Source organism: Dyadobacter sp. BE31, assembly GCF_031457695.1.
Lineage (GTDB): Bacteria > Bacteroidota > Bacteroidia > Cytophagales > Spirosomataceae > Dyadobacter.
In genome coordinates this window covers 226432-248660 of the sequence record NZ_JAVDXA010000002.1, presented here as the reverse complement: position 1 = coordinate 248660, position 22229 = coordinate 226432, and the positions used below count along the sequence as shown (strand labels likewise).

13 protein-coding genes are annotated in these 22229 nt (G+C 51.8%); 8 read left to right on the top strand and 5 right to left on the bottom strand.

All coding sequences use genetic code 11. The features are described from left to right. Positions 1-10 precede the first annotated feature (10 nt). The 4 genes from J2Y43_RS09970 (at position 11) to J2Y43_RS09955 (ending at position 7730) form a co-directional block, all read left to right on the top strand. Entirely contained in the window at positions 11-1771 is a 1761-nt protein-coding gene (locus tag J2Y43_RS09970) for a RagB/SusD family nutrient uptake outer membrane protein (RefSeq protein ID WP_309982040.1), read from the top strand. 209 nt (positions 1772-1980) lie between these two features. Beyond that, entirely contained in the window at positions 1981-4467 is a 2487-nt protein-coding gene (locus J2Y43_RS09965; RefSeq protein ID WP_309982039.1) for a bifunctional YncE family protein/alkaline phosphatase family protein, read from the top strand. A gap of 454 nt (positions 4468-4921) precedes the next feature. Then, the gene (locus J2Y43_RS09960) at positions 4922-6448 is read left to right on the top strand and encodes a tail fiber domain-containing protein (RefSeq protein ID WP_309982038.1); all 1527 of its coding nucleotides are present in this window, start codon (positions 4922-4924) and stop codon (positions 6446-6448) included. A 7-nt stretch (positions 6449-6455) separates the two neighbouring features. Then, a complete protein-coding gene (locus tag J2Y43_RS09955; RefSeq protein ID WP_309982037.1) occupies positions 6456-7730 on the top strand; it encodes a T9SS type A sorting domain-containing protein in 1275 nt (424 codons plus the stop codon). 137 nt (positions 7731-7867) lie between these two features. On the opposite strand, the gene J2Y43_RS09950 is transcribed toward J2Y43_RS09955, so the two are convergent. Beyond that, complete coding sequence (locus tag J2Y43_RS09950) at positions 7868-8803, bottom strand: alpha/beta hydrolase (RefSeq protein WP_309982036.1); 936 nt, start codon at positions 8801-8803, stop codon at positions 7868-7870. 279 nt (positions 8804-9082) lie between these two features. After that, a complete protein-coding gene (locus tag J2Y43_RS09945; RefSeq protein ID WP_309984261.1) occupies positions 9083-9790 on the bottom strand; it encodes an NrtR DNA-binding winged helix domain-containing protein in 708 nt (235 codons plus the stop codon). A 76-nt stretch (positions 9791-9866) separates the two neighbouring features. Between J2Y43_RS09945 and J2Y43_RS09940 the strand changes: the two genes are divergently transcribed. Next, positions 9867-11489, top strand: a complete 1623-nt coding sequence (locus tag J2Y43_RS09940) for a carboxylesterase family protein (protein ID WP_309982035.1) — start codon at positions 9867-9869, stop codon at positions 11487-11489. A gap of 1 nt (position 11490) precedes the next feature. Here the strand turns inward: J2Y43_RS09940 and J2Y43_RS09935 are convergent, their stop codons facing one another. From J2Y43_RS09935 to J2Y43_RS09925, 3 genes are all read right to left on the bottom strand, one after another. Continuing rightward, complete coding sequence (locus J2Y43_RS09935) at positions 11491-12777, bottom strand: hypothetical protein (protein WP_309982034.1); 1287 nt, start codon at positions 12775-12777, stop codon at positions 11491-11493. 89 nt (positions 12778-12866) lie between these two features. After that, on the bottom strand, positions 12867-14060 hold the full coding sequence (locus J2Y43_RS09930) for an MFS transporter (protein ID WP_309982033.1): 1194 nt from the start codon (positions 14058-14060) through the stop codon (positions 12867-12869). Positions 14061-14136: 76 nt separating this feature from the next. Next, on the bottom strand, positions 14137-14985 hold the full coding sequence (locus J2Y43_RS09925; RefSeq protein WP_309982032.1) for a helix-turn-helix domain-containing protein: 849 nt from the start codon (positions 14983-14985) through the stop codon (positions 14137-14139). A gap of 227 nt (positions 14986-15212) precedes the next feature. On the opposite strand from J2Y43_RS09925, the gene J2Y43_RS09920 reads away from it, so the two are divergent. The 3 genes from J2Y43_RS09920 (at position 15213) to J2Y43_RS09910 (ending at position 22174) form a co-directional block, all read left to right on the top strand. Continuing rightward, complete coding sequence (locus tag J2Y43_RS09920; RefSeq protein ID WP_309982031.1) at positions 15213-16850, top strand: ABC-F family ATP-binding cassette domain-containing protein; 1638 nt, start codon at positions 15213-15215, stop codon at positions 16848-16850. A gap of 313 nt (positions 16851-17163) precedes the next feature. Continuing rightward, positions 17164-20382 (top strand): TonB-dependent receptor, encoded by a 3219-nt coding sequence (locus tag J2Y43_RS09915; RefSeq protein WP_309982030.1) that lies wholly within the window; start codon positions 17164-17166, stop codon positions 20380-20382. 13 nt (positions 20383-20395) lie between these two features. Beyond that, complete coding sequence (locus J2Y43_RS09910; protein ID WP_309982029.1) at positions 20396-22174, top strand: RagB/SusD family nutrient uptake outer membrane protein; 1779 nt, start codon at positions 20396-20398, stop codon at positions 22172-22174. The last annotated feature ends 55 nt before the right edge of the window (positions 22175-22229 follow it).

Here is a 22229-nt window from a genome sequence, read left to right as displayed (position 1 = left end):
AGAAGAAATAATGATGAAAAAATTCTTTGCTATAATCATTGCCCTGAGCCTGGGCGGCTGCCAGGATAATTTGCTCGACACAGCCCCCTATTCCTCCGTTTCGAATGCAACCATGTGGACGACCGATAACCTGACCGATCTGGGTGTGGCCGGCGTTTACAATACTTTCAGGCTTGAAATGGGCCACAGCGGGCTTACCACCGTGCATGAGCTCTATCAAACGGACCGTTTCGGGTATACCGGACAGGGCCGCTGGGACGAGCCGCTGCTGCGGGGCACGATCACCGCCGGCGACGCCATGTTCTCCAAAGTGTGGCAGCATATGTATGAAGGCATCCAGCGGGCCAACGACGCCCTTTTAAATATACCCGCAAAATCACCTTCCCCCGAAAAGAAGAAAGCCCGTTACCTGGCCGAATGCAAGTTCTTGCGCGCCTATTTCTATTTCCGGCTCAATCAGCTGTACAAAGGTGTGCCGATTTACCTCGAACCCTTTACCCCCACCGAAGCGATCAAACCGAGGGCTACCGAAGCGGAGGTATGGAACCAGGTACTTGCCGACCTCGATGCGTGTATCAATGAGCCGAACCTGCCCGACCGTTACGCCAGCGGCAATGCGGACTACGGTCACGCTACGAAAGCGGCTGCCTACGCTTTACGCGGGAAAGTATATTTGTATCTGAAACAATGGGAAAAAGCATCAGCCGATTTTCAGAAGGTAAAAGATGCGGGGCATACATTGTTCGGCGACTACAAGGCATTGTTTACCGAAGCCAACGAACAATGTCCTGAAATGATTTTCTCCATCCAGCATCGCGGCGAGCAGGGATATGGAAACAACTTTCAGCTGTTTATCGGATGGCCTTCGGCATTCCGCCGCGGCTGGAACTACTATATGCCCTCGCCGAACCTGGTGGACCTCCACGAGAACATCGATGGTACCCCATTCAAGTGGGACGATATTATTCCGGGCTTTTCCGGTTTGACGGTGGCTGAACGGGAAGTATTTTTTCTGAGAAACAATATCACTGCCGAGGAATATGCCGCTGCCAGCGCACGCGGGGCCAAAATGAGTTTGTACCTGCCGCAAGGTAATGAAGAGCGGATCAAAAAGGCCTACGAAAACCGGGACCCTCGCTTGCAGGCTAATGTGGTTACCCCATATGCCACCTTCCGCGGTGCTTTCAACTTTACGGATGTGGAGAGCCTGCAAACGATGCGGTGGCCGTTCCGGGGACAGGCCGCTACGGGCGGTGATATCCAGAGCGACACCCAGATCAACTTTTACTATTTCTACCGGAAGTTCGTGATCGAAGGTGTTTCGGGGCTCATTGATCGCAACTATGGCCCTACCGATTTCCCCATCCTGCGGTATGGTGATGTGCTGCTGATGTGGGCGGAAGCACTCAACGAAGCCGGAGCGACCTCCGAAGCGGTCGAAAAGGTAAACGAAGTTCGAAAAAGAGCCGGAGTGGCGTTGCTGAATTCGAATGCGGCCACGGCGGTAAAAGGCCAGGAAGACCTCCGGCAGAGAATCCGCAACGAACGGCGGATCGAACTACCGGGTGAGGGTATTAACTATTTCGATGAATTGCGTTGGAAAACCTGGGGCGAGAAAGTGTTCTACACCGGAAGCGGCAAGAAACAGATATGGGGCGCCAACGTGAGCGATTACTCCTACAAGGGCGACTTCCTCATGACGTGGCCTATTCCTACGGGTGAGATTCAAATGAATCCGAATCTGGTTCAAAATCCGGGATGGATTGATTAAATTACCCTGCATCAAGTCTTCCTTATCCCCCGGGCCTTTTCCGCAAACGCGAAACGGGTCCGGGGGATATGCCTTCGTTTAAGTTATTGTTAAGCCGGGGACTTAGCTGAAAATTTCCCGTACTTTCGTAATCTGCCGCATGTCGAATGCGGCCACAGTTTACAATCGTCGGACGCACCGGAAATATTCGCTTATACTTCTCCCCCGTTATGAAAAACCACCTGAAATTCGGACTGTACCTGCTGGTATCAGTTGTTACCGTTTTGGGCTGTAAAAAGAACGTCAGCCTGCCATCCGAAGAAGTTGCAGTTTACAAGGAGCTTTCTTCGAAACGCATTCATCTCCCGAATGGATGGTCGCTCACACCGGTGGGACGAAGCCTTGACCTGGATGATCTTCCGCTGAATCTGGTGGTGTCCCCTTCCAAAAAATACCTCGCCGTCACCAACAACGGGCAAAGTACCCAGAGCATTACGCTCATCGATGCGGCATCTGAAAAAGTGCTGGATTCGGCCAGGGTGGCCAAGTCTTACCTGGGATTGGCATTCAGTCAGGACGAAAAGACCCTTTACGCTTCGGGCGGAAATGATAATAAAATACTGGTATTCAAAATTCAGGACCAGCAGCTTGTACCTGCCGATCCCATTGTATTGGGCGAGCCCTGGCCCGTCGAAATTTCCCCGACAGGCATTGCCGTCGACGATGCGCAGCACAGGGTTTATGTGGTAACAAAAGAAGACAGCGCGCTCTACATTTGTGATTCTCAAACAAGAAAGCCCCTCGGTAAGCTGAATTTGGGCGCTGCTGCCTACACTTGCCTGCTTTCCAATGACAAGAAGGAACTCTATGTTTCGCTGTGGGGCGGCTCGCGGGTGGTGATCGTCGATACCGAAACCCAAAAGATTTCGGCCACCATTGCGACCAATAAAAACCCGAATGACCTGCTGCTGACCAAAGACGGCCGGTATTTGTATGTTGCCAACGGCAATGACAATACCGTGGCGCTCATCGACCTGGCTAAACGGCAGATTTCGGAAACACTTACTACCTCCCTGTTCCCGGACGCGCCCGTGGGCACCACGCCCAACGGACTGGCGCTGAGCGAGGACGAACATACGCTGTACATTGCCAATGCGGACAACAACTGCCTGGCTGTTTTTGATGTCGAAACCAAAGGCCGCAGCCGTTCCGTCGGGTTTATCCCCACCGGCTGGTACCCAACCGCCGTTAAAACGATCGGTTCAAAGATATTCGTCACGAACGGGAAAGGGTTCTCTTCAAAGGCCAACCCCAAAGGCCCCAACCCGAATTTATCGAAAGTACCGCAGCAAGTAGGCCCTAACCCACAGGCATATACCGGCCGGGAGCAATACATCGGCGGGCTGTTCAAAGGCACATTGTCGATCATCGATGCACCTAAGCCGGAAGTCCTGTCTGCCTATTCACGGGTTGTATACGCCAATACACCTTACACCAAAAAGAAAGAACTGAATGCCGAGGGAGAGGCCGGCAACCCGATTCCGATGAAGGTAGGCGACAAATCGCCCATCAAATATGTTTTTTATATCATCAAGGAAAACCGCACCTACGACCAGGTATTGGGTGATATGAAAGAAGGAAATGGCGACGCCTCGCTCTGCCTCTTTCCCGAAAAGGTAACGCCAAACCAGCACGCGCTGGCCCGTGAGTTTGTGCTGCTCGATAACTTTTACGTCGATGCGGAGGTAAGCGCCGACGGGCACAACTGGTCGTCGGCCGCTTATGCCAATGATTATGTGGAAAAAAACTGGGTGACCAGCTACGGAGGCCGCGGCGGGACCTACGATTATGAGGGCCAGAAGGAAATTGCGCATCCGAGGGACGGGTTTATCTGGGACCACGCTGAGCGTGCCGGGCTGACGTTCCGCAGCTACGGCTGGTTTGCAGACGAAGGCAAAGCCAACATCAAAACACTCGAAGGAAAATACTGCCCCACATTCAAAGGCTATAACCTGAGCTACATGGATATCGACCGCGAAGCTGCCTGGGAAAAGGACTTTGACGAGCTGGTTGCCGCAGGCAAACTTCCCCTGCTGAACACCCTCCGGTTCGGGAATGACCATACCTCGGGCGCTAGCGTGGGCAAACCCACGCCGTTTGCAGCCGTCGCCGATAACGACCTGGCCGTAGGACGCTTCGTAGAGCATCTTTCGAAAAGTAAGGTTTGGAATGAATCAGTGGTCTTTATCCTCGAAGACGATGCGCAGAACGGCCCCGACCATGTGGATGCGCACCGTTCCATCGCATTTGTGGCAGGCGGCTTCGTCAAAAGAGGTTACGTCGACCACACCATGTATTCTACCTCCGGCATGCTGCGCACCATGGAGCTGATATTGGGTATCAAGCCCATGAGCCAGTACGATGCGGCGGCAACGCCCATGTGGAGATGCTTTGATACCAAGGCCAATCCAGCCACTTTTACTGCTAGAAAAGCCGGTGTGGACCTTTCCGAGAAAAACGTAGCCGTGAATGCCAATTCCCGCCGCACCGACCGGTTCAACCTCACCGTGCCCGACGCTATCGACGATTTAATATTCAGCGAAATCGTGTGGCAAACCGTACGCGGCGAGAAAAGCATTATGCCCGCTCCGCGCCGAGGCGCATTTGTACGGCTTGAAAAAAAGGGCGAAGACGATGAAGAATACGATGATGATTAACCCCTCCTTCGAACTTAGAAGGATGATCAACTATTTTTCGTAGCCATCGTTTAGTACCTATAAAAATCCATAGAATGATTACTATGGATTAGAGAAATCAAAATCACTAACAAGCTGACAAACAAATCCTTGCAAGAGGATTGAAAAATCTGTCTGTCAGTCACCCTTCGAATCGAATACATTTTTCCCGCTACTTTGTAGATATAGTTTGCACCGCAACATCTGTCATAACCGACTCATTCGACAGATGTCCTGGGCGGGCAGCACCTGATCCTTTGTAGGGTCAGTCGATCCATTAAGCCCCATTACAGATTAAATACATCCATTCAGAAGTGAAGGGCCGAAAGCCGCGCATTTCGTTGGCGAAGCCTTGCCTTTTCCCCTGACCCAATGAACAATCGCTTATCAATTCCATACTGTTTTCAATGATTATTAATTAAAACAAATTCCAAACATGCAAGTAAGACAACTACTAACACGCACAGCCGGTGCACTCGGAGTCACCGCCGGATTGCTTTTTGTGGGCTCGCCTCTGATGGCGCAGGTGAAAATCGGGGACAATCCGAATTCGATTAATGGAAGTTCAATTCTGGAACTGGAAAGTACATCAAAAGGGCTTTTGTTGCCACGCGTACCACTTACTTCTCTTGGTACCGCCGCGCCGGTCACCAATGCTGTGGAAGGTATGCATGTGTTCAACACTACCACGAATAGTGAATTGCAACAGGGCGAGTATTACTGGGACGGCAACGCCTGGGTTAGACTGGTGACCGCTGTGCCAGTTGGTAAAGAAGTTTACAGAGAGGGAGCTCCAACAGTTGGTGGAAGTTGTGGATCTGACCCCGAAGGAACAATCTGGAACGATATCTCCGAAGCGTCAGATGGTTCTATATCGGGAGACCGGTATCTTTGTAAAGGTGGCGTATGGGCTGTTTACACTGGTGCAACCAGCAGCACACCCTTTTTTCTAGGTGCGACATCCAATACAGTAGATGCCGGAGGTGCAAAAGGAGGAACGATTTCCCGCATCGGACATATAATCGCCCGTCGTTCCGACAACGGGGGTTCTACAACAATTGTTCCTGGCGGCGGTCTCCGTTTATTACGCACGTTGGCGCTTGCACCAGTTCAAGGACCTTACATTGATTTCGGTCGGAACGCTGCAAACCCTAATTTGTTCCGTATCAGCCTTCGCAACGACCTCAACGCCGGCCTGGGAGCGCTTGCTTTCAATACTAACACAGGCGGTAACCTCAGTGCTCGAATGGTAATTGGTTTGAATGGCCAGGTGGGTGTTAATGTAACGGATCCCAAGCGCCTGATGCACGTCAACGGGCAACTATTGTTGGCTGCTCCAAACCAGGACGGCGAAAATTTTAGTGATGCATCTGGTTCTATGGCTGGTTTGCGCCTTTATTTTGAAGAAAGTCAAAACAGAGCTCAGCTATTCATTCATACTAACCCAAGTGATCCAAACGTCGTTTTGACAAAAATCGGGACTACTCCCAACGAGTCTCCTTTTATGGCATTCCGCATACCTGCCGGACAGGTAGGAAGCATTGAGCGTGCAGCCGGCCTAACCGTATTTTATAACAATGCATCTGACCGTCGTTTGAAAGAGAATATCAAAAATACCCGTTATTCAATCGAGGATTTGATGAAAATCGGTGTGGTTGATTACAACTATATTAGCGATGAAGCCAAAACACGTACCACCGGTTTTATAGCACAGGATCTTTACAAAGTCTACCCGGAAGCAGTTTCGAAAGGAAATGAGGATGTCAAAGTGAAGGCCTGGATGGTGGATTACAGCAAACTCACTCCACTCCTGGTAAAAGCCGTTCAAGACCAGCAAAAAGAAATCGCCGCTTTGAAAGCGCAGCTGAGCGAAATGAATGCGCTCAAAGCTGAGGTGGCCGGCATCAAGGCGATGTTGGGTAACGCCGAGCAGCAGAAATCCGAGGCTACCATTTCAAAATGAATGAAACATGCACAAAATCATCCATAAAAAGCTCTTTGGCCTGAGCGCGGCATTGTGCCTGTCGCTCACGCTAATGACCGATCCCGCGGCTGCGCAGTCAAGTAGTCAGGGAAATACGGTCATCTCCGAAGGCACGCAGATGACCGTGTTCGGTGCGCATACGTTCCTCACGGGCGGCGCGGGTATCCAACCCGGGATCATCAAAGCCAACCGCGCCCTGTCGCCGGGCATCCTGGGCTTCGGTACAGCAGGCTCCTACACAGGCGAGGACGATGCCAACCATGTAGACGGCTACGTGTCCAAAGACGGGAACAGCGCATTCACTTTCCCGGTGGGTAATGGCACGAAACTGCGTAAGATCGGCATTTCCGCTCCTACCACGCCTGGTGTGTACAAAGCGGCCTATTTTTCAGGAAGCGCCGGCACGGCTACCTTGCCGGCAGGAGCGCCATTTCCGCTCACGAACATGAGATCCGATGTGACCGGCGTAAGTGCCGTAGAATATTGGGATCTGGACGGCGCCGGGCCTGTCAACATCACACTCACCTGGGATGCGGCCAGCAATCTGGATGCGCTGACGAGCTCGAACATCGCAAACCTCATTGTAGTAGGATACAATGCGGATAGCTCCCGCTGGGAAAGCCTGGGTAGGGCGGGCGGTACAATCGGTACGCTGGCCGGCCCCGGCAGCATCACCGCCAACAATGTGACACCCGACACCTATTCAGCATTTACCTTAGGGGCAAACATCGCATTGCCGGTAACGCTGGTGGCGTTCGACGTCCGCAAGGAAGGTACTACCGCGTCACTGGCCTGGTCTACCACCGCTGAATCCAACAGCGACCGTTTCGAAATCGAGCGCAGCGCGAATGGCAAGGCTTGGAGCAAGATTGGCTCGGTGGCATCTACGGGTGAAAGCAGGGTACTTGTGAAATACACGTTCGCCGATGCAGCCCCGCTGGGCGGCGAAAATCTCTATCGCCTGAAAATGGTGGACAAAGACGAGACATTCGCTTACAGCTCCATCCGAAGCGTGACCTTCGAAAACATCTCTAACCAGCTCGCCTATCCGAACCCTGCGCGCGAAATCGTGTACATTCAGAATGCGGACCATGTCAGGAGCATTTCGGTGGTTGACATGAACGGAAAAACCGTGAAGGAAGCCGGCATTGCGGCGGGCGGAACATTCAGGGTCGATGAGCTTGCCGCTGGAATGTACCTGGTGAAAGTTGTTAACAAAGATGGGGCCGTTAGATCACAGAAGATCATCGTTGCAAGGTAATTGCCTCATTTGTTAAACCTCTTTGTGCGGATAGCCTCCGGGAAATTCCCGGAGGCTATTTTTTTACCAGTCCATTGCGCATTGCTGGCGCTTACTGCGGAACAAGACAGCCGGCTTTCAGACAGGTGCGTCGGTGGTCAGAAAGTTGGCGGAGCGGCTTTCAGGTCCGAATCCAGAAAATCGGTGACCATGGGAACAAGCCAGTTTGCGCGCTGCATGATCATTCCTATGTGCGTGGTGCCGGGCAGAATTGCCAATCTTGACTTGGGCAGCCCATGCATATCCCCCATCTTGCCGCCGCCCTTTGCACGAAAAAGCGCCAGCGCATGCTCATACTGCACCCCGTCGGCATCTCCGATGGCCATGAATATCGGGGCTTTGATGTTTTTAACGTCTTTCGACCAGTCATATGGTTTCAGATCGATGCTAAGCACTTTTTTAACGAAATCAGGAAACTTCGCAGGATCGTTACCCAGGCTATCGTATTGCGTTTGAATGGGTGTACCTTTAAACATATCCGCGGTAAACGTTGAAAAACTTGCTTCGGCATCGGGCCACCAGCCATTGTGCGCATACGTGCCCGACAGTACGACCAATCTGCGAAGCTGATCGGGGTGGCGCACGGCAAACTGGAAAGCCACGCCGCCGCCCATACTGTAACCGAGGATATCGGCACTGTCGACTTGCAGGTGTTTGAGCAGTTCTGACACATCGTCGGCCATTGCTTCGAAACTCAGCGGCCGGGCAATATCGCGGGTACGACCATGCGCCTGCATTTCGGCGACGATCACCTGCCGGTCGGCGAGCATCGGGATAATTTGCGACCAGTTGGAAAGAATATTCATAAACGATCCGTGCAGCAAAACCACGGGCTTACCCTTTCCGTAAACTTCATAATACATTTTTAGTCCGTTAATATCGGCATAGCCACTTTTCGATGGTTTAACGGGTTGGCCTGCCACCGAATCTTTCGGTGCAGCCGGCTTGTCCTGGTTTTCTTTCGAACCTTGCCCGCAACCGGAATTGAACGCAGTAACGGCCAACAAAAGGATAATAAGGATGTGCTTGTTCATGAGTGTATCTTTTTTTGTGATGACACAAATCTCGGAACACTTCCTAAACAATAAGGGGTGCAATTGCGGCAATGATGGGGGCTTAAAACCTAGGCAAAAGAAAGCTCCCGTTCCGACGCGGAAGCAACACTGGCGGCCGTGAAGGCCGAAGGCGCCGATGGCTGCCTCTTCCAGGGCGACCTCACCCAAATCGGCAACATCATCCGGTTTTTCGATGAAACGATCGCGCAGTTCGGCGGTATCGACATCGCTGTGAATACTGTTCGGCATTCGGAGGACTCACCGACATCGCCGATACTTAAAGCTGTACAAATAAGGGGCCATGTGTGCTTTTCCTGAAAAATGCTTCTCATGGCGGGTTAGCACGTCTGCCGCGAGCATTTTTCGCTGGAAGGTTGTTCGGCGAAGTTTCGTCCCCAAAATGGCTTCGTATACATTTTGGAGTTCGCTCATAGTGAATTTCCTGGGGAGCAGGTTCCCCCCTACCAGTTTTCTGTCCAGATTGTCGCGTAAAGTCTGAATGGCCTTCTCTACAATATGCTGATGATCGAGGATCAGTTTGGGAAGTTCATTGACCGGGTACCACTCACAGGAATCGGAAAGCGCGTCCGGCTTGGGTGTCACATCTTCGTAATTGATCAACGCATAATAGGCCACCGAAATAAACCGGTCCAGCATCCACTGGTATCCTTCATCGGGCACGATCCCGTTTGCTTCGAGCAAGGTACGCATCACTTCCGGGTCAAAACGGCTGAAATCGCCAAACGTATAAAACTGTTCGAGGTAGATGTCCGTCAGGCCCGTCCGTTCATTCAAACCGCGCAGTACCGCATCATTCAGGTTTTCCTGCAATTGCACAAATCCGCCCGGCAATGCAAACAGACCGGTGTTGTGATATTCCATAATCAGGATTTTCAGGTCACCTTCTGAAAAGCCAAAGATCACGGAATCGTAAGCAATATGGGGTAAATAGGCCGTTTGGGGCATTTCTAAAATTTTCCTCAAAAATAGTTAGCACTTCTGATAATTACCAATTACTATTGTCACAAACTGAGACAATAAGATGAAAACTTTACTTTTCGTGGCGGCACTCCTGTTGTGCCTCGTTGATAACACCGGCCTGTTTGCCCAGGGCAACAATGGTTTTCCGGTGCAAGCAAAAGTTGAAAACGGGACCATTGAGGGCCTGTACGACACCAAAACCGGCCTGCAATACTATCTGGGCATCCCTTTTGCCAAACCACCGGTGGGCGATCTGCGGTGGAAAGCCCCGCAAGCGCCCGGCAACTGGACAGGCGTAAAACAAACAAAAGCATTCGGCCCGCGCGCCATCCAGGCTCCCGTATTCGGCGACATGGGTTTCCGATCGAACGGTATCAGCGAGGACTGCCTGTACCTGAATGTATGGTCGCCCGCCAAACGCAACACCAAAGGACTCCCCGTGTTGGTGTATTTCTATGGCGGCGGCTTTGTTGCCGGTGACGGCTCCGAGCCGCGCTATGACGGTGCCGCAATGGCTAAGAAGGGTATTGTGGTAGTTACGGTCAACTACCGGCTGGGCCTGTTCGGGTTCTTTGCGCACCCCGAGTTGAGCAAAGAAGCATCCTACAAGGCATCAGGCAATTATGGTTTGCTGGACCAGGCTTTTGCCCTCAAATGGGTGAACAAAAACATTGCAGCATTTGGCGGCGATCCCAAAAAAGTGACCATCGCCGGTGAGTCGGCCGGGTCGGTTTCCGTGAGTGCGCAAATGGCCTCCCCGCTATCCAGGAACCTGATAGCCGGCGCAATTGGGGAGAGCGGCTCGGGAATGGGCGCATTGTCGGCAGTACCGTTGGCCGAAGCAGAAAAGGTAGGGGCCGATTTCGCTCAAAAGGCCGGTTACACATCCCTGGCACAGCTCAGGGCTGCCAGCACGCGTGAGCTATACGAAGCCTACACGGAATCCAAACGCTTCGGTTTTCCTTCGGTGATCGACGGGTATTTTCTTCCGAAGAGTATGCTGGAAATTTTCAAGGCCAGGGAACAGGCGCAGGTTCCGTTGCTGGTAGGCTGGAATTCGGCCGAAATTCCGGGAGCCGCTTTTACACAGGGCCCTATCAACGAGGAAAATCTGGTTAAAAAGATCAAAGAAGCTTATCCGAATGAATGGGAGGAGGTTTTGAAAGTATATCCGCACGGCGATGCAAAGGAAATTGAATGGGCTGCCACGAACCTTGCCTCCGATCGGTTCATCGTTTACAGCACCTGGAAGTGGTTTGACGTACATCGTAAAACCAGCAACCAGCCTGTGTACCGCTACCTTTACAGTAAACTCCGCCCGCCCCTGGTTGACAAAAGCCTGACTCCCGGCCTGGCCGGCGGCGTACAGCAGGGCGGCAATAAAATGCCCGAACCGATTGGAGCCCCGCACGCCTGCGAAATTGAATATTGCATGGGAAACCTGGATCTGGTGAAAGACTACGCCTGGACGCCGGATGACTACAAAGTATCCGAAACCATGCTGAACTACTTTGCCAACTTCATCATCAAGGGCAATCCCAATGGCGATAAACTTCCCGAATGGCAGGCAGCGCAGCCCAACGATGCTACGCCGCCCGTAATGATCCTGAACACCGAATCGAAAGCCGTAAAATACGATGACGCCCGGTATTTGTTTCTGGATCGTAGCAATAGGAACAACTAGGCTAAGTACTAAACGCAAACCCGACAGTCAGGTTGGCGCGCATTCGCAGCATCCATCTGATGGGATTGTTTTCATAGTTGCAGGAAGTGTTCAGGTCCACATACCCATTTTTAAACAGGCGTTGCTGAATACCTAGCAGCGGCCCGGTTCGGAAGTATTTTGATTTCAGTTCAAAGGTAAATTCGGGTGTATTTATCATGAAATGTTCATCCCAGCGGCTTGGCTTTGTGTGGGTTCCCCGGTAAAATGCGTACTCCGCATTGATACCGGCATAAACACCGGATAGTGCCCCACCCGATTTGCCAAGCCGCACTTTTCTTTTCTCGTTCAAATAATACCTGGGCTGAATGCTGAGCGTATGGGATTGTTCCTTCGATCGCGTATCATGGGCATACCATCCACCGTACCAATTGGTATAAAAGTAACCATGCAAATAGTTGGTTGCCTTCTGCAAATTCAGATCATACTGAAAATTAAGCGAGATCGCGGAGTTCCCCAATCCTACCTCATAAGCAATGCTGGTTCCCAGTGTCTTCTGTGTTTTACCAAATTTAAAATCGGGAATTTGTACTTTAATATGCTGATTGACCTGCTCGTCGCATCGGATTAACTCGCAAAGGGAAGGCTTGGCAACACGTTTCCAGTCTCCCAACGCGACACCGAGGTTGATCTCCGTAAACAAACTCCAGTTCTGCAACAGGTTCCGTTCCGAAAATCGCTCGCTCTTCCGTAAGCCGAATGACATGTCCAGAAACCCGTTGTTCAGGAATCGTCGCTGAAATCCAGCCCTGGCCCCTATTTTCTGCGAGTTGGATTTGGTTGCGACGAAGCCATATTCAAATGCCAGATAGTTACCGGTAAAATTATTGGCGCTCCTCCCCGATGCAATCCGTGATTTCATATCATAGTACCACCTGAATTGGCCGCCTACCGCGACATTTTCGAGAATCCAGCCTAGTGGAATGGCATTCCCCACGAGAGGCATCTGCCCCAGAACCCCGATTGAGAATTGCGGCGATAATTTATGCTCATAGCTGAGTTGCACCGCCGAGTTTTTAAAGCCAATATCATTATACAGTGCAAATGGTGTCGACTGTTGGTACTGCGATATTCCAAATTTGAAAATGTTTCGGGTAGGCACTTTATTCATAAAAACATTCTCGTACCTGTCGATAAAGCGCACGGGCGGCAGTGAATCATATTCTTCTGTGAAAAGAATCTGTGCGCTTTCCTGGGAATATGCCGGGCCACTAATCAGGAACAATAGAAATACATACCATTTGAACATGCGTGCTGTTTAATTTTTCACAAAAGAGGCCCTCCGCACATCCAAAGGTTGTATTGGCGATAATTTTATTTACCCGAAAATTCAAGACGTCAGGATGCTTTGCCGGCATCCTGGTCTTTCCTCAACAAAACCACCACGGCCGCCAGGCAGCTCGTCGCCCCGAAAAGGTATACCGAGGCATATCCTGCCCAGCCGGCGATAATGCCTGCAACCGGCCCGGCCAACCCGAGGGAGAGGTCAAAAAATGCTGCATAGGCGCCCAGAGCGGTGCCGCGCATTTGCGGAGCGACTTTCTGGATAGCGAGCACCCCCAATGAGGGAAAGACCAGCGAGAAACCTACGCCCGTGAGGCCGCATCCGGCAATGGCGAGCTCAGGCGAGGGAGCAAAACTGATCAGCAGCTGGCCGCACAGCTCTATCCCGAGTGACACCAACGCCACTCGATAGCCGCCGAAGCGGTCGGGGAATGAGGAAAAGAAAACCCTCGTGAGCACATAGCACGTACCAAATGTGACAAATGCAAGCGATGGGTTCCCCCAGCTTCGGGAATTGAAAAACAGGGCAATAAAGGATGATATGCAGGCGAAACCAATGGACGCGAACGCCAGCCCGAGACCTTGCTTCGAAATAAGACCGATGATTTTGTAAAAAGGGGTACGGATATGCGTTCCGTCAACCTTCAATGCCGGCAAGCCCGCGGTGGCCGCCCAGCTGATTCCCGACAGCACGATCGTCGACGCAAACACGTACTGAATCCCATAGGCCTGCCTGATCCAGATAGCCAACGGCGCCCCGAGCGCGATGCCTGCGTACATGGCAATGCCATTCCAGGTCATTACCTTGCCCGATTTGGGCGCACCCACCAGACCGATGCCCCACGTGAGTGACCCCGTTACCGAAAGGCTTTCGGACACGCCATGCACAATGCGGGCGAGCATCAGGAGAACGAGCGCTGTGTGGGTGCCGATCCCGGAAGTAACGGTGCAGGTGTAAACTGCTCCTGCCACGGCTACCAATGCAATGCCGAGGTAGTTACTGGTTTTGGCGCCCCTCGTGTCGGTGAGTCTGCCCGAGTAAGCCCGCGTGAGCAGGGTAGCCAGCGATTGCAAGCCTACGACCACGCCTACGATGAGGCTTCCGAAATGCAGGTCGTTTTTGACAAACCCCGGAAGTGTACCGAGCGTCATACCCATCGTGAGGTATATAGCAAAAACCGAGATGATAATAGGTGTGATGAATTTCGCGAAGGTCTTGTCTTCGCTTGTTGCAGCAATGGTGTTCATTTTTCTACCGTATGAATGATTTTACGGCAGCAAAATTAGTGCGCGCAACAGTCGCCCGGGGAGAGGCATTGCATGGCTATGATTGGACAAATAATGGTTTTGAATTCCTGAATGCGACCGCGGTAACCCCTGTGTGCTTTTTAAAAAACTTTGAAAAGTAGGCGTGATCTTCATAACCCAGCTCATAGGCAATCTGCTTCACATCCAGCCGCGTGTAGGCGAGCATTCTCTTCGCTTCCAGCAAAATTTCCTGATTGATACGATGACTGGCAGAAAAGCCGGTGACCTCCTTCACGATTTCATTCAAATACAATGGCGTGATGTTCAGCAATGCGGCGTACGCTTTCACCTGCTTCAATTCCTTACAATTTTCGGCAACAAGCTGCTTGAAGTGCGCAGCAGTGCGATACTTTCGCCCTTCGATCTGTCCGGCCGGATATTCCGATTGCAGGATATGCGAAGCCAGCAGCGTGGTAACGGAGCCGGTCAACGAGCTCACCAATCCCTCTTTGAGCGCCAATGCGGCCTCTCCGAGCATTGTTTCGAGAATGGGTACCAACTGAAAAAGCGGGCTGTCCGGCGAAATGGATACAGCTTGCCGCACATGGGCAAAATTGTCGAAAATCTCGCGGTTTTCCGGTGATACCAGCCCCGGCGCCACGAACACCAGCCACCCTCCGGCCCTATCGAAATCCAGGTTCTGGTGCACCTGCCCCGGTGTAATGAAGCCCACCATCGGGCCTGTGAGCGCCACCTGGCTAAAATCCAGTTCCCAAAGACAGTAACCTTCCCGCTGGATGATAAAAATGTAATGGTCGTCGCGATGGGCGGGATACGTTTCGCATTGCAATGACTTCACGGGCACAATTTCCACCCCGACGCTATCCAGCTCGTCCTGATGTATGTCAATAGCAGGTTTTTTCATTTGTAACTCAAATTTAGAGAAATCCCGCTATAAAAAGCCTTATGCTGACGGCGCTTTCGGCCTTGCCCCTATCTTTGCACCTTTCTAATTTACTCGAACGACGACAAGCGTCAGCAACCTTCTTAAATGCTCAGAAATTTCGTTTTGGCAATTTTTTGTCGCCAGGTGATTTTTTTCGTCCCTTTCAGTCCTATAACCGTAGCTTTGCGGCTTCAAACAATGAGAAGATGATTACAGTTGAGAATTTGGCCGTTGAGTTTAGCGGTTCTACCCTTTTTAGCGAAGTTTCCTTCGTGATTAACCCTACTGATAAAATTGCCCTGATGGGCAAAAACGGCGCAGGGAAATCCACCATGATGAAAATCATCGCCGGTGAACAAAAAGCCACGCGTGGGCACGTACGCGCACCTAAGGACGCCGTTATCGCCTACCTGCCGCAACATCTGTTGACCGAGGATAACTGTACCGTTTTCGAAGAGGCGGCCAAAGCATTCAAGCAGGTTTTTGAAATGCGTGCCGAAATGGAGAAACTGAACCACGCCCTCGAAACCCGCACTGACTACGACAGTGAGGAATATATGGCCATCATCGAAAAGGTGACCGAGCTGGGTGAAAAGTACTACCAACTGGAAGAGGTCAATTACGACGCCGAGGTCGAGAAAGCGTTGAAAGGACTGGGATTCAGGCCGGAGGATTTTCAGAGACAAACCAAGGAATTCAGCGGCGGGTGGCGCATGCGCATCGAACTTGCCAAAATATTATTGCAAAAGCCCGACCTCATTTTGCTGGATGAGCCTACAAACCACATCGACATTGAGTCGGTAATCTGGCTCGAAGATTTTTTGGTGAATAAGGCCAATGCAGTAATGGTCATTTCCCACGACCGCGCCTTCATCGACAACATTACCAACCGCACGATTGAAGTGACCATGGGCCGCATTTACGACTATAAGGCCAACTATTCGCATTACCTCGTACTGCGTGAGGAGCGCCGGGCACATCAGATGAAGGCATACCAGGAACAGCAGAAGATGATTGCCGATAATTTGCAGTTTATCGAGCGCTTCCGCGGGACCTATTCCAAAACCAATCAGGTTTCCTCGCGCGAGCGCATGTTGGAAAAACTGGAAATCATTGAGATTGACGAAGTGGACAATTCGTCCCTGAAACTTCGCTTTCCGCCTTCGCCGCGTTCAGGGGATTACCCGGTTACCGTGAAAGATGTATCGAAATCCTATGGTGATCATGTGGTGTTTAAAAATGCCAGCATGTCCATTTCAAGAGGAGAAAAGGTATCGTTTGTAGGCCGGAACGGGGAAGGTAAATCTACGATGATCAAGGCTATTATGGGCGAGCTGAACGTGGATGGGACCTGCCAGCTTGGGCATAATGTGAAGGTCGGCTATTTCGCACAAAACCAGGCGTCGTTGCTGGACCCGAACATGACCATTTTCCAGACGGTGGACGAGGTCGCGGAAGGAGATGTGAGGACGCAGATCAAGAACATTCTGGGCGCCTTTATGTTCCAGGGTGATGATATTGATAAAAAGGTGAGTGTACTGTCGGGTGGGGAAAGAACGCGCCTTGCCATGGTGAAGCTGCTCCTGGAACCGGTTAACCTGTTAATTCTCGATGAGCCTACCAACCACCTCGATTTGAAGTCGAAGGATGTTTTGAAAGAAGCATTGAGAAACTTTGATGGGACGCTGGTGCTGGTATCCCACGATCGCGACTTCCTGCAAGGCTTGTCCGAAAAAGTCTTTGAGTTCAAAGACAAGCGTGTGATCGAGCATTTTGAAACCATTGACGCATTCCTGGAACGTAACAGAATTAAAAGCATAGCAGATCTGCAACTGGCCAGGTAATAGCAAATATTTGCTACTGTGCCGCAAGGCTTTGTGACCAATCGTAAGAAAGGCGGGAACATGCTTCCCGCTTTTCTCATTATAGGCAAGTTTATAGCCTTTTTGGGCAGCGACTTGGCTTTTTTCAATAAAAAATATCAGTAAATCCTGCACATCGAAATACTTTGTAGTTCATATTTATCTGCAAGCATAGTACCGGGCCCGGACGGAATTCGTCGGTGACCCGAAGAGTCCCATCTTGACGACAACCCGACCCCCATCGGGTTGAATGCACTTTTTTAGTTTTTTTTCAACTACACCTAACGATTAGTTTATGAAAAAAAAACATCTCTACTCACCATTCAGATTTGCCCGGAAACGTTTTGCCGGCCTGGCGTGTGCCCTGATAGGCATTATCGCTGTCTGCGTGCCGGCCATTGCCCAACCGGTGTCCGGGCTGGTCCTCGATGAATCGGGCTCCGGGCTGCCGGGCGTAAGCGTCGTGGTAAAAGGGACCGCCAATGGCACTACCACCGACACGAAAGGCAAATTTCAACTCGACGTCCCAGGTGAAAACCAGACCCTGGTTTTCAGTTTTGTAGGCTATGCTACACAAGAAATAGCCATCGGCAAACGTACAGGCATCACCGTTAACATGGCGGTCGAGGATCGTTTGATGACGGAGGTGGTCGTGGTAGGTTACGGAACCCAGCAAAAAGTGAACGTGACCGGCGCGGTGGGCGTCGCGGACGCCAAGCGCATCGAAAACCGCCCCATTGCCAACACCGGCGAGGGACTTCAGGGCGTAATACCGAACCTCAACATTACGGTCCGCAACGGCGACCCGGCCCAATCGCCTACGTTTAATATCAGAGGTTATGAGTCGATCAACGGCGGGGCTCCGCTGATTCTGGTGGATAATGTACCGATGGATATCAACCGGATCAACCCCAACGACATCGAGAGCATCAGCGTGCTGAAAGACGCCTCCGCCGCGGCGATATACGGAGCCCGCGCTGCATTTGGGGTCGTGCTCGTGACCACCAAAAGCGGTAAGTCCGGGAAAGTACTGGTAAACTTCGGCACCCAGTTTTCGCTCGCCAAACCGATCTTCAATATGGATGTGGTCACCGACCCCTACCAGTTCGTACTGGCACGCAATGCGGCCAACATCCGCACATTAGGCGCACCGAGCTACAACGACCAGTTCGTAGCGGCCGTCAAAAAATACTCCGAAAATCCCATCCCCGAAAACGAATGGGGCGTGGTGGACGGCGCACTTCAATACTACGGCTACAACCGGTATCAGGAGAAAATCATGACCGACTACGCGCCCACCAACCAGCAGGATTTGTCGATCTCCGGAGGCAGCGAGAAGTCGAAATTCTTCTTTTCGTTCGGGCGGTATAGCAAGGATGGCTACCTGCGCTACAACAATGAGAAGTTCAAGCGGTACAACATTCTGATGAAGGCCGATTTTCAGGTCAACAAATGGCTTAACCTCTCCGAAAAAGTGGTTTTCAACTCGCAAAATAGCAATAAACCCCACTTCTATAACTGGGACGTAAACATCAATTCGCTGGCGAGAGTGAACCCCTTGCAGGCGATACAATTCCCGGATTTGCCGTCCTATATGACGCCCGGAGATCACGATAAATATGCGCCGTTGATCGGGAAGTACTTCGGCGGAACGAATTTTTTCCCCTACCTGCTCGATGGCGGACGTGAAACTTTCACCAAAAACGACCTGTGGCTATCGCAGGAAGCGGTGCTCACTCCCCTGCCCGGTTTGAAGATCACCGGTAATTTTTCTTACAATATCTACAATAATGTCTACCAGGACGTCCAGAGCAAGGTCGAGATCGTATCTCAGGATTTGAAAGAAGCCAATCCGATCAGCTACGGTTTTAGCGGCGACGACTGGATCAAGAATGTCAACGATTACAACCGGTATTATGTGCTCAATACCTTTGCGGAATATACTTTTCAAAATCTGGGCAAACATCAGCTGATGGCGCTGGTGGGCTATAACCAGGAAATGGGCAACTACCAGTCTGCCACGGCGCAAGCGCGGTCGCTGATCACCCCGCAGGTGCCCGATCTGAACACGACCACGGGCACGCAGCAGACGCTCGGCGGCCGGTCGCAGGTAGCGTTGCGGGGTGTATTTTACCGCGTGGCTTACAATTACGGCGATCGGTATCTGCTCGAATTCAATGGCCGCTATGACGGTACGTCCCGCTTTCCTAAAAACGACCGGTTTGGCTTTTTTCCGTCCTTTTCGGCCGGCTGGCGGGTTAGTAATGAGAAGTTTATGACCGCAACCAACAGCTGGCTCGATAACCTCAAACTGAGGGGCTCTTTCGGAACGCTCGGAAACCAAATCATCCAGAACCGCAGTACGGGCGCCCAAATATATTACCCGTCGGTATCGACGATGGGGTCCGGACAAGCTCCTTACATTTTCGCAGGCTCGCTGATCCCCTATGTTTCGGCAGCAGGCCTTGTGAGCCCGACGCTGACCTGGGAGTCGGTGACCTCCAAAAACATCGGTCTTGACCTGACTATATTGAGAAGCCGGCTGGATATGTCGTTCGACCTTTACACCCGCGATACCAAGAAAATGCTGATGAATGTGGCCTATCCGGACATTCTGGGTACGACAGCCCCTCAGGAAAATGCGGCTGACCTGCGCACCAAAGGATGGGAACTCTCCCTTACCTGGCGGGACAAGATCAAAACCGACTGGAACTACGACGTAACCCTGGCCCTTTCCGACGCCAGTGCAACCATCACCAAATTCCGCAACCCCTCCGGCGCATTGCCCAATGAAGGCAGCGGGATTTATTACGAAGGCCAGAAACTGGGCGAAATATGGGGGTACCAAACCTTGGGGATATTCCAATCGGCGGATGCGGTGGCTGCTGCTCCCAACCAGTCGCGGCTGGGCAACAACTGGCGGGCAGGCGACATCCAATATGCCGATCTGAATGGCGACGGGATCATCAGCTCGGGCAATAATACCCTGGGCAACCCGGGTGACTACAAGATCATAGGCAACTCTTCGCCCCGGTACACCTACGGGATCAATGCAAGCATCGGCTACAAAGGGTTACGCCTTACGGCATTTTTCCAGGGTATCGGAAAAGCGGATTACCTGCCCAACAATGGAAACTGGAACTGGTTTTACCCGTTCAACGCAGGGCACGTAGAAAAGTATTACCTCACCGACACGTGGTCAGAAACCAACCGGGATGCCTATTTCGCAGCCCCGCACATTTCTACCAGTGACAAAAAGAACATTCTGCCGCAATCCAGGTACGTTCAGAACGCCTCATACCTGCGCGCCAAGAATATCATGCTCAGCTACACTTTGCCGTACGAGCTGACGGGCAGGATCGGGATTTCGCGCGCCCAGGTGTTCGTGTCGGGAATGAACCTCTTCGAATTCACGAAAATCCGCAAGCCGCTCGATCCTGAAACGATCCGGACCCCGACCATCGAATATCCAATGCAGCGTATCGGCACGGTCGGTATCAACATATCCTTTTAAAAATCAAATCCTTATGAAAGATATATTCTTAAAATCCATAACGGCCCTCGCGCTGCTTCTGCTGGCAGGCTGTAACGATGAATTTCTTGACCGGGCGCCGATAGACAAAATTACCAATGCAACCTATTGGAATACCGAAAATGACCTGGCAGTTTACAACAACAGCCTTTACAATATCGCCCGCAACGACTGGAAGATCCCCATTATGATGGGCCATACCGAGGGCTTCGATAGTCATTTTGGCAATATCTGGTCAATCGATGAGCTTTCGGATAATATGGCCCCGCGCGAGCCGAGACACAACTTTTTCCAGCAAATACGCGCCGGGAAATACAATGTACCTTCCAGCCCCGACTGGTTTGGTTACCAGGGCTGGGATTTCGTGAGGGCAATCAACGTAGGGCTTGCTAATTACGACCACGCCAAGGTGAGCCAGGCTGTGAAAGACAAATACATTGCCGAAGCGCGACTATTCCGGGGATGGTTCTATGCCGATAAGGTGCAGAAATACGGGGATGTTCCTTTCGTGGAAAAGGAGCTTACGATCGATTCGGAGGAACTTTATGCCGCCCGCACGCCACGCGCGGAAGCCATGCAGAAGGTACTCGAAGACCTGAATTTCGCCAGCCAGAAGCTCCCTAACAACTGGGGAGATGGTAATGCGCCCGGCAGGATCAACCGTTGGGGAGCGTTGCTGGTCAAAGCGAGGGTGTGCCTCTACGAAGGCACCTTTAACAAGTACCATGGAGCGGGCGATTCCAAAATGTGGCTCGAAGAAGCCGCCAAAGCAGCCGCGGAATTAATGGATACCGGCCCCTATCGCCTCTACAACACGGGTAAGCCCCAAAGCGATTACAATGCTTACCACCGGATACTGGACCTGGCCGGAAACTCCGAGGTAATTTATTGGAGAAAATACAAAACGGGGGTCATTAACAACCACGTCCAACAATATTTCAGCTACACCGGCGGCGCTACGAAGAGCCTGGTGGAAGATTACTTGTGTACGGACGGCCTGCCCATTACCCTATCGCCGCTGTACAAAGGCGATGAAACGATTGAAAGTACCTTTGAAAACCGCGATCCGCGCCTCCGTCAGACAATTCTCCACCCGGAGGATACGGGGCTTTATAAATACCACCTGGCCGACGGCCGTGCCTATCCTATGCTGGAAGGTATGCCGGGCGGAGGCTTTAAAACGACCACGGGTTACCACATTATCAAGCATTACAATGCCGATGATATGATTGGAAAGGCCTACAACACGGGCGAGTCTCCGGCCATTACCCTGCGGCTGGGAGAAGCGTTACTGATTTATGCGGAAGCGACTGCCGAATTGGGTACCATTAGCCAGGCCGACCTTGACAAAACCATTAACAAGCTCCGCGACCGGGTAGGCATGCCGCACCTGTTGCTGTCCAAGGTTCCGGTGGACCCGCGTTACACGAAGGACGGGATCTCACCGATCATCGCGGAAATCAGGCGCGAACGCCGGATCGAGCTGTTCATGGAGGGCCACCGCTACGCCGACCTGATCCGTTGGAAGCAAGGCAAAAAACTGGAAATACCCGCGATGGGCGTCCGCTGGAACGAAGCTGCGAAAAAACGCTTCGCCGGCACCACCATGAAATCGGACGTAGACCCTGTTTCGGGCAAAGAGTATATTGCCGTGTACAAGGGCACCGACTACGAAATACCGGTTTTCGATGAAAAGAAGCATTATCTCTGGCCAATCCCGCTGAACACGCTCGCACAAAACCCGAAAATCAAGCAGAACCCGGGCTGGGAGTAACCATTTAGCCATAGTATCATCCGACCGGCCGGCATACCGGTCGGATGCTTTTTAA

What these genes read in the sequence shown, in the direction of transcription:
- J2Y43_RS09965 (WP_309982039.1), top strand. Translation starts at nt 1,981, where the DNA reads ATGAAAAACCACCTGAAATTCGGACTGTACCTGCTGGTATCAGTTGTT.
- J2Y43_RS09940 (WP_309982035.1), top strand. Translation starts at nt 9,867, where the DNA reads ATGAAAACTTTACTTTTCGTGGCGGCACTCCTGTTGTGCCTCGTTGAT.
- J2Y43_RS09910 (WP_309982029.1), top strand. Translation starts at nt 20,396, where the DNA reads ATGAAAGATATATTCTTAAAATCCATAACGGCCCTCGCGCTGCTTCTG.
- J2Y43_RS09935 (WP_309982034.1), bottom strand. Translation starts at nt 12,777, where the DNA reads ATGTTCAAATGGTATGTATTTCTATTGTTCCTGATTAGTGGCCCGGCA.
- J2Y43_RS09955 (WP_309982037.1), top strand. Translation starts at nt 6,456, where the DNA reads ATGCACAAAATCATCCATAAAAAGCTCTTTGGCCTGAGCGCGGCATTG.
- J2Y43_RS09930 (WP_309982033.1), bottom strand. Translation starts at nt 14,060, where the DNA reads ATGAACACCATTGCTGCAACAAGCGAAGACAAGACCTTCGCGAAATTC.
- J2Y43_RS09950 (WP_309982036.1), bottom strand. Translation starts at nt 8,803, where the DNA reads ATGAACAAGCACATCCTTATTATCCTTTTGTTGGCCGTTACTGCGTTC.
- J2Y43_RS09970 (WP_309982040.1), top strand. Translation starts at nt 11, where the DNA reads ATGATGAAAAAATTCTTTGCTATAATCATTGCCCTGAGCCTGGGCGGC.
- J2Y43_RS09925 (WP_309982032.1), bottom strand. Translation starts at nt 14,985, where the DNA reads ATGAAAAAACCTGCTATTGACATACATCAGGACGAGCTGGATAGCGTC.
- J2Y43_RS09920 (WP_309982031.1), top strand. Translation starts at nt 15,213, where the DNA reads ATGATTACAGTTGAGAATTTGGCCGTTGAGTTTAGCGGTTCTACCCTT.
- J2Y43_RS09960 (WP_309982038.1), top strand. Translation starts at nt 4,922, where the DNA reads ATGCAAGTAAGACAACTACTAACACGCACAGCCGGTGCACTCGGAGTC.
- J2Y43_RS09945 (WP_309984261.1), bottom strand. Translation starts at nt 9,790, where the DNA reads ATGCCCCAAACGGCCTATTTACCCCATATTGCTTACGATTCCGTGATC.
- J2Y43_RS09915 (WP_309982030.1), top strand. Translation starts at nt 17,164, where the DNA reads ATGAAAAAAAAACATCTCTACTCACCATTCAGATTTGCCCGGAAACGT.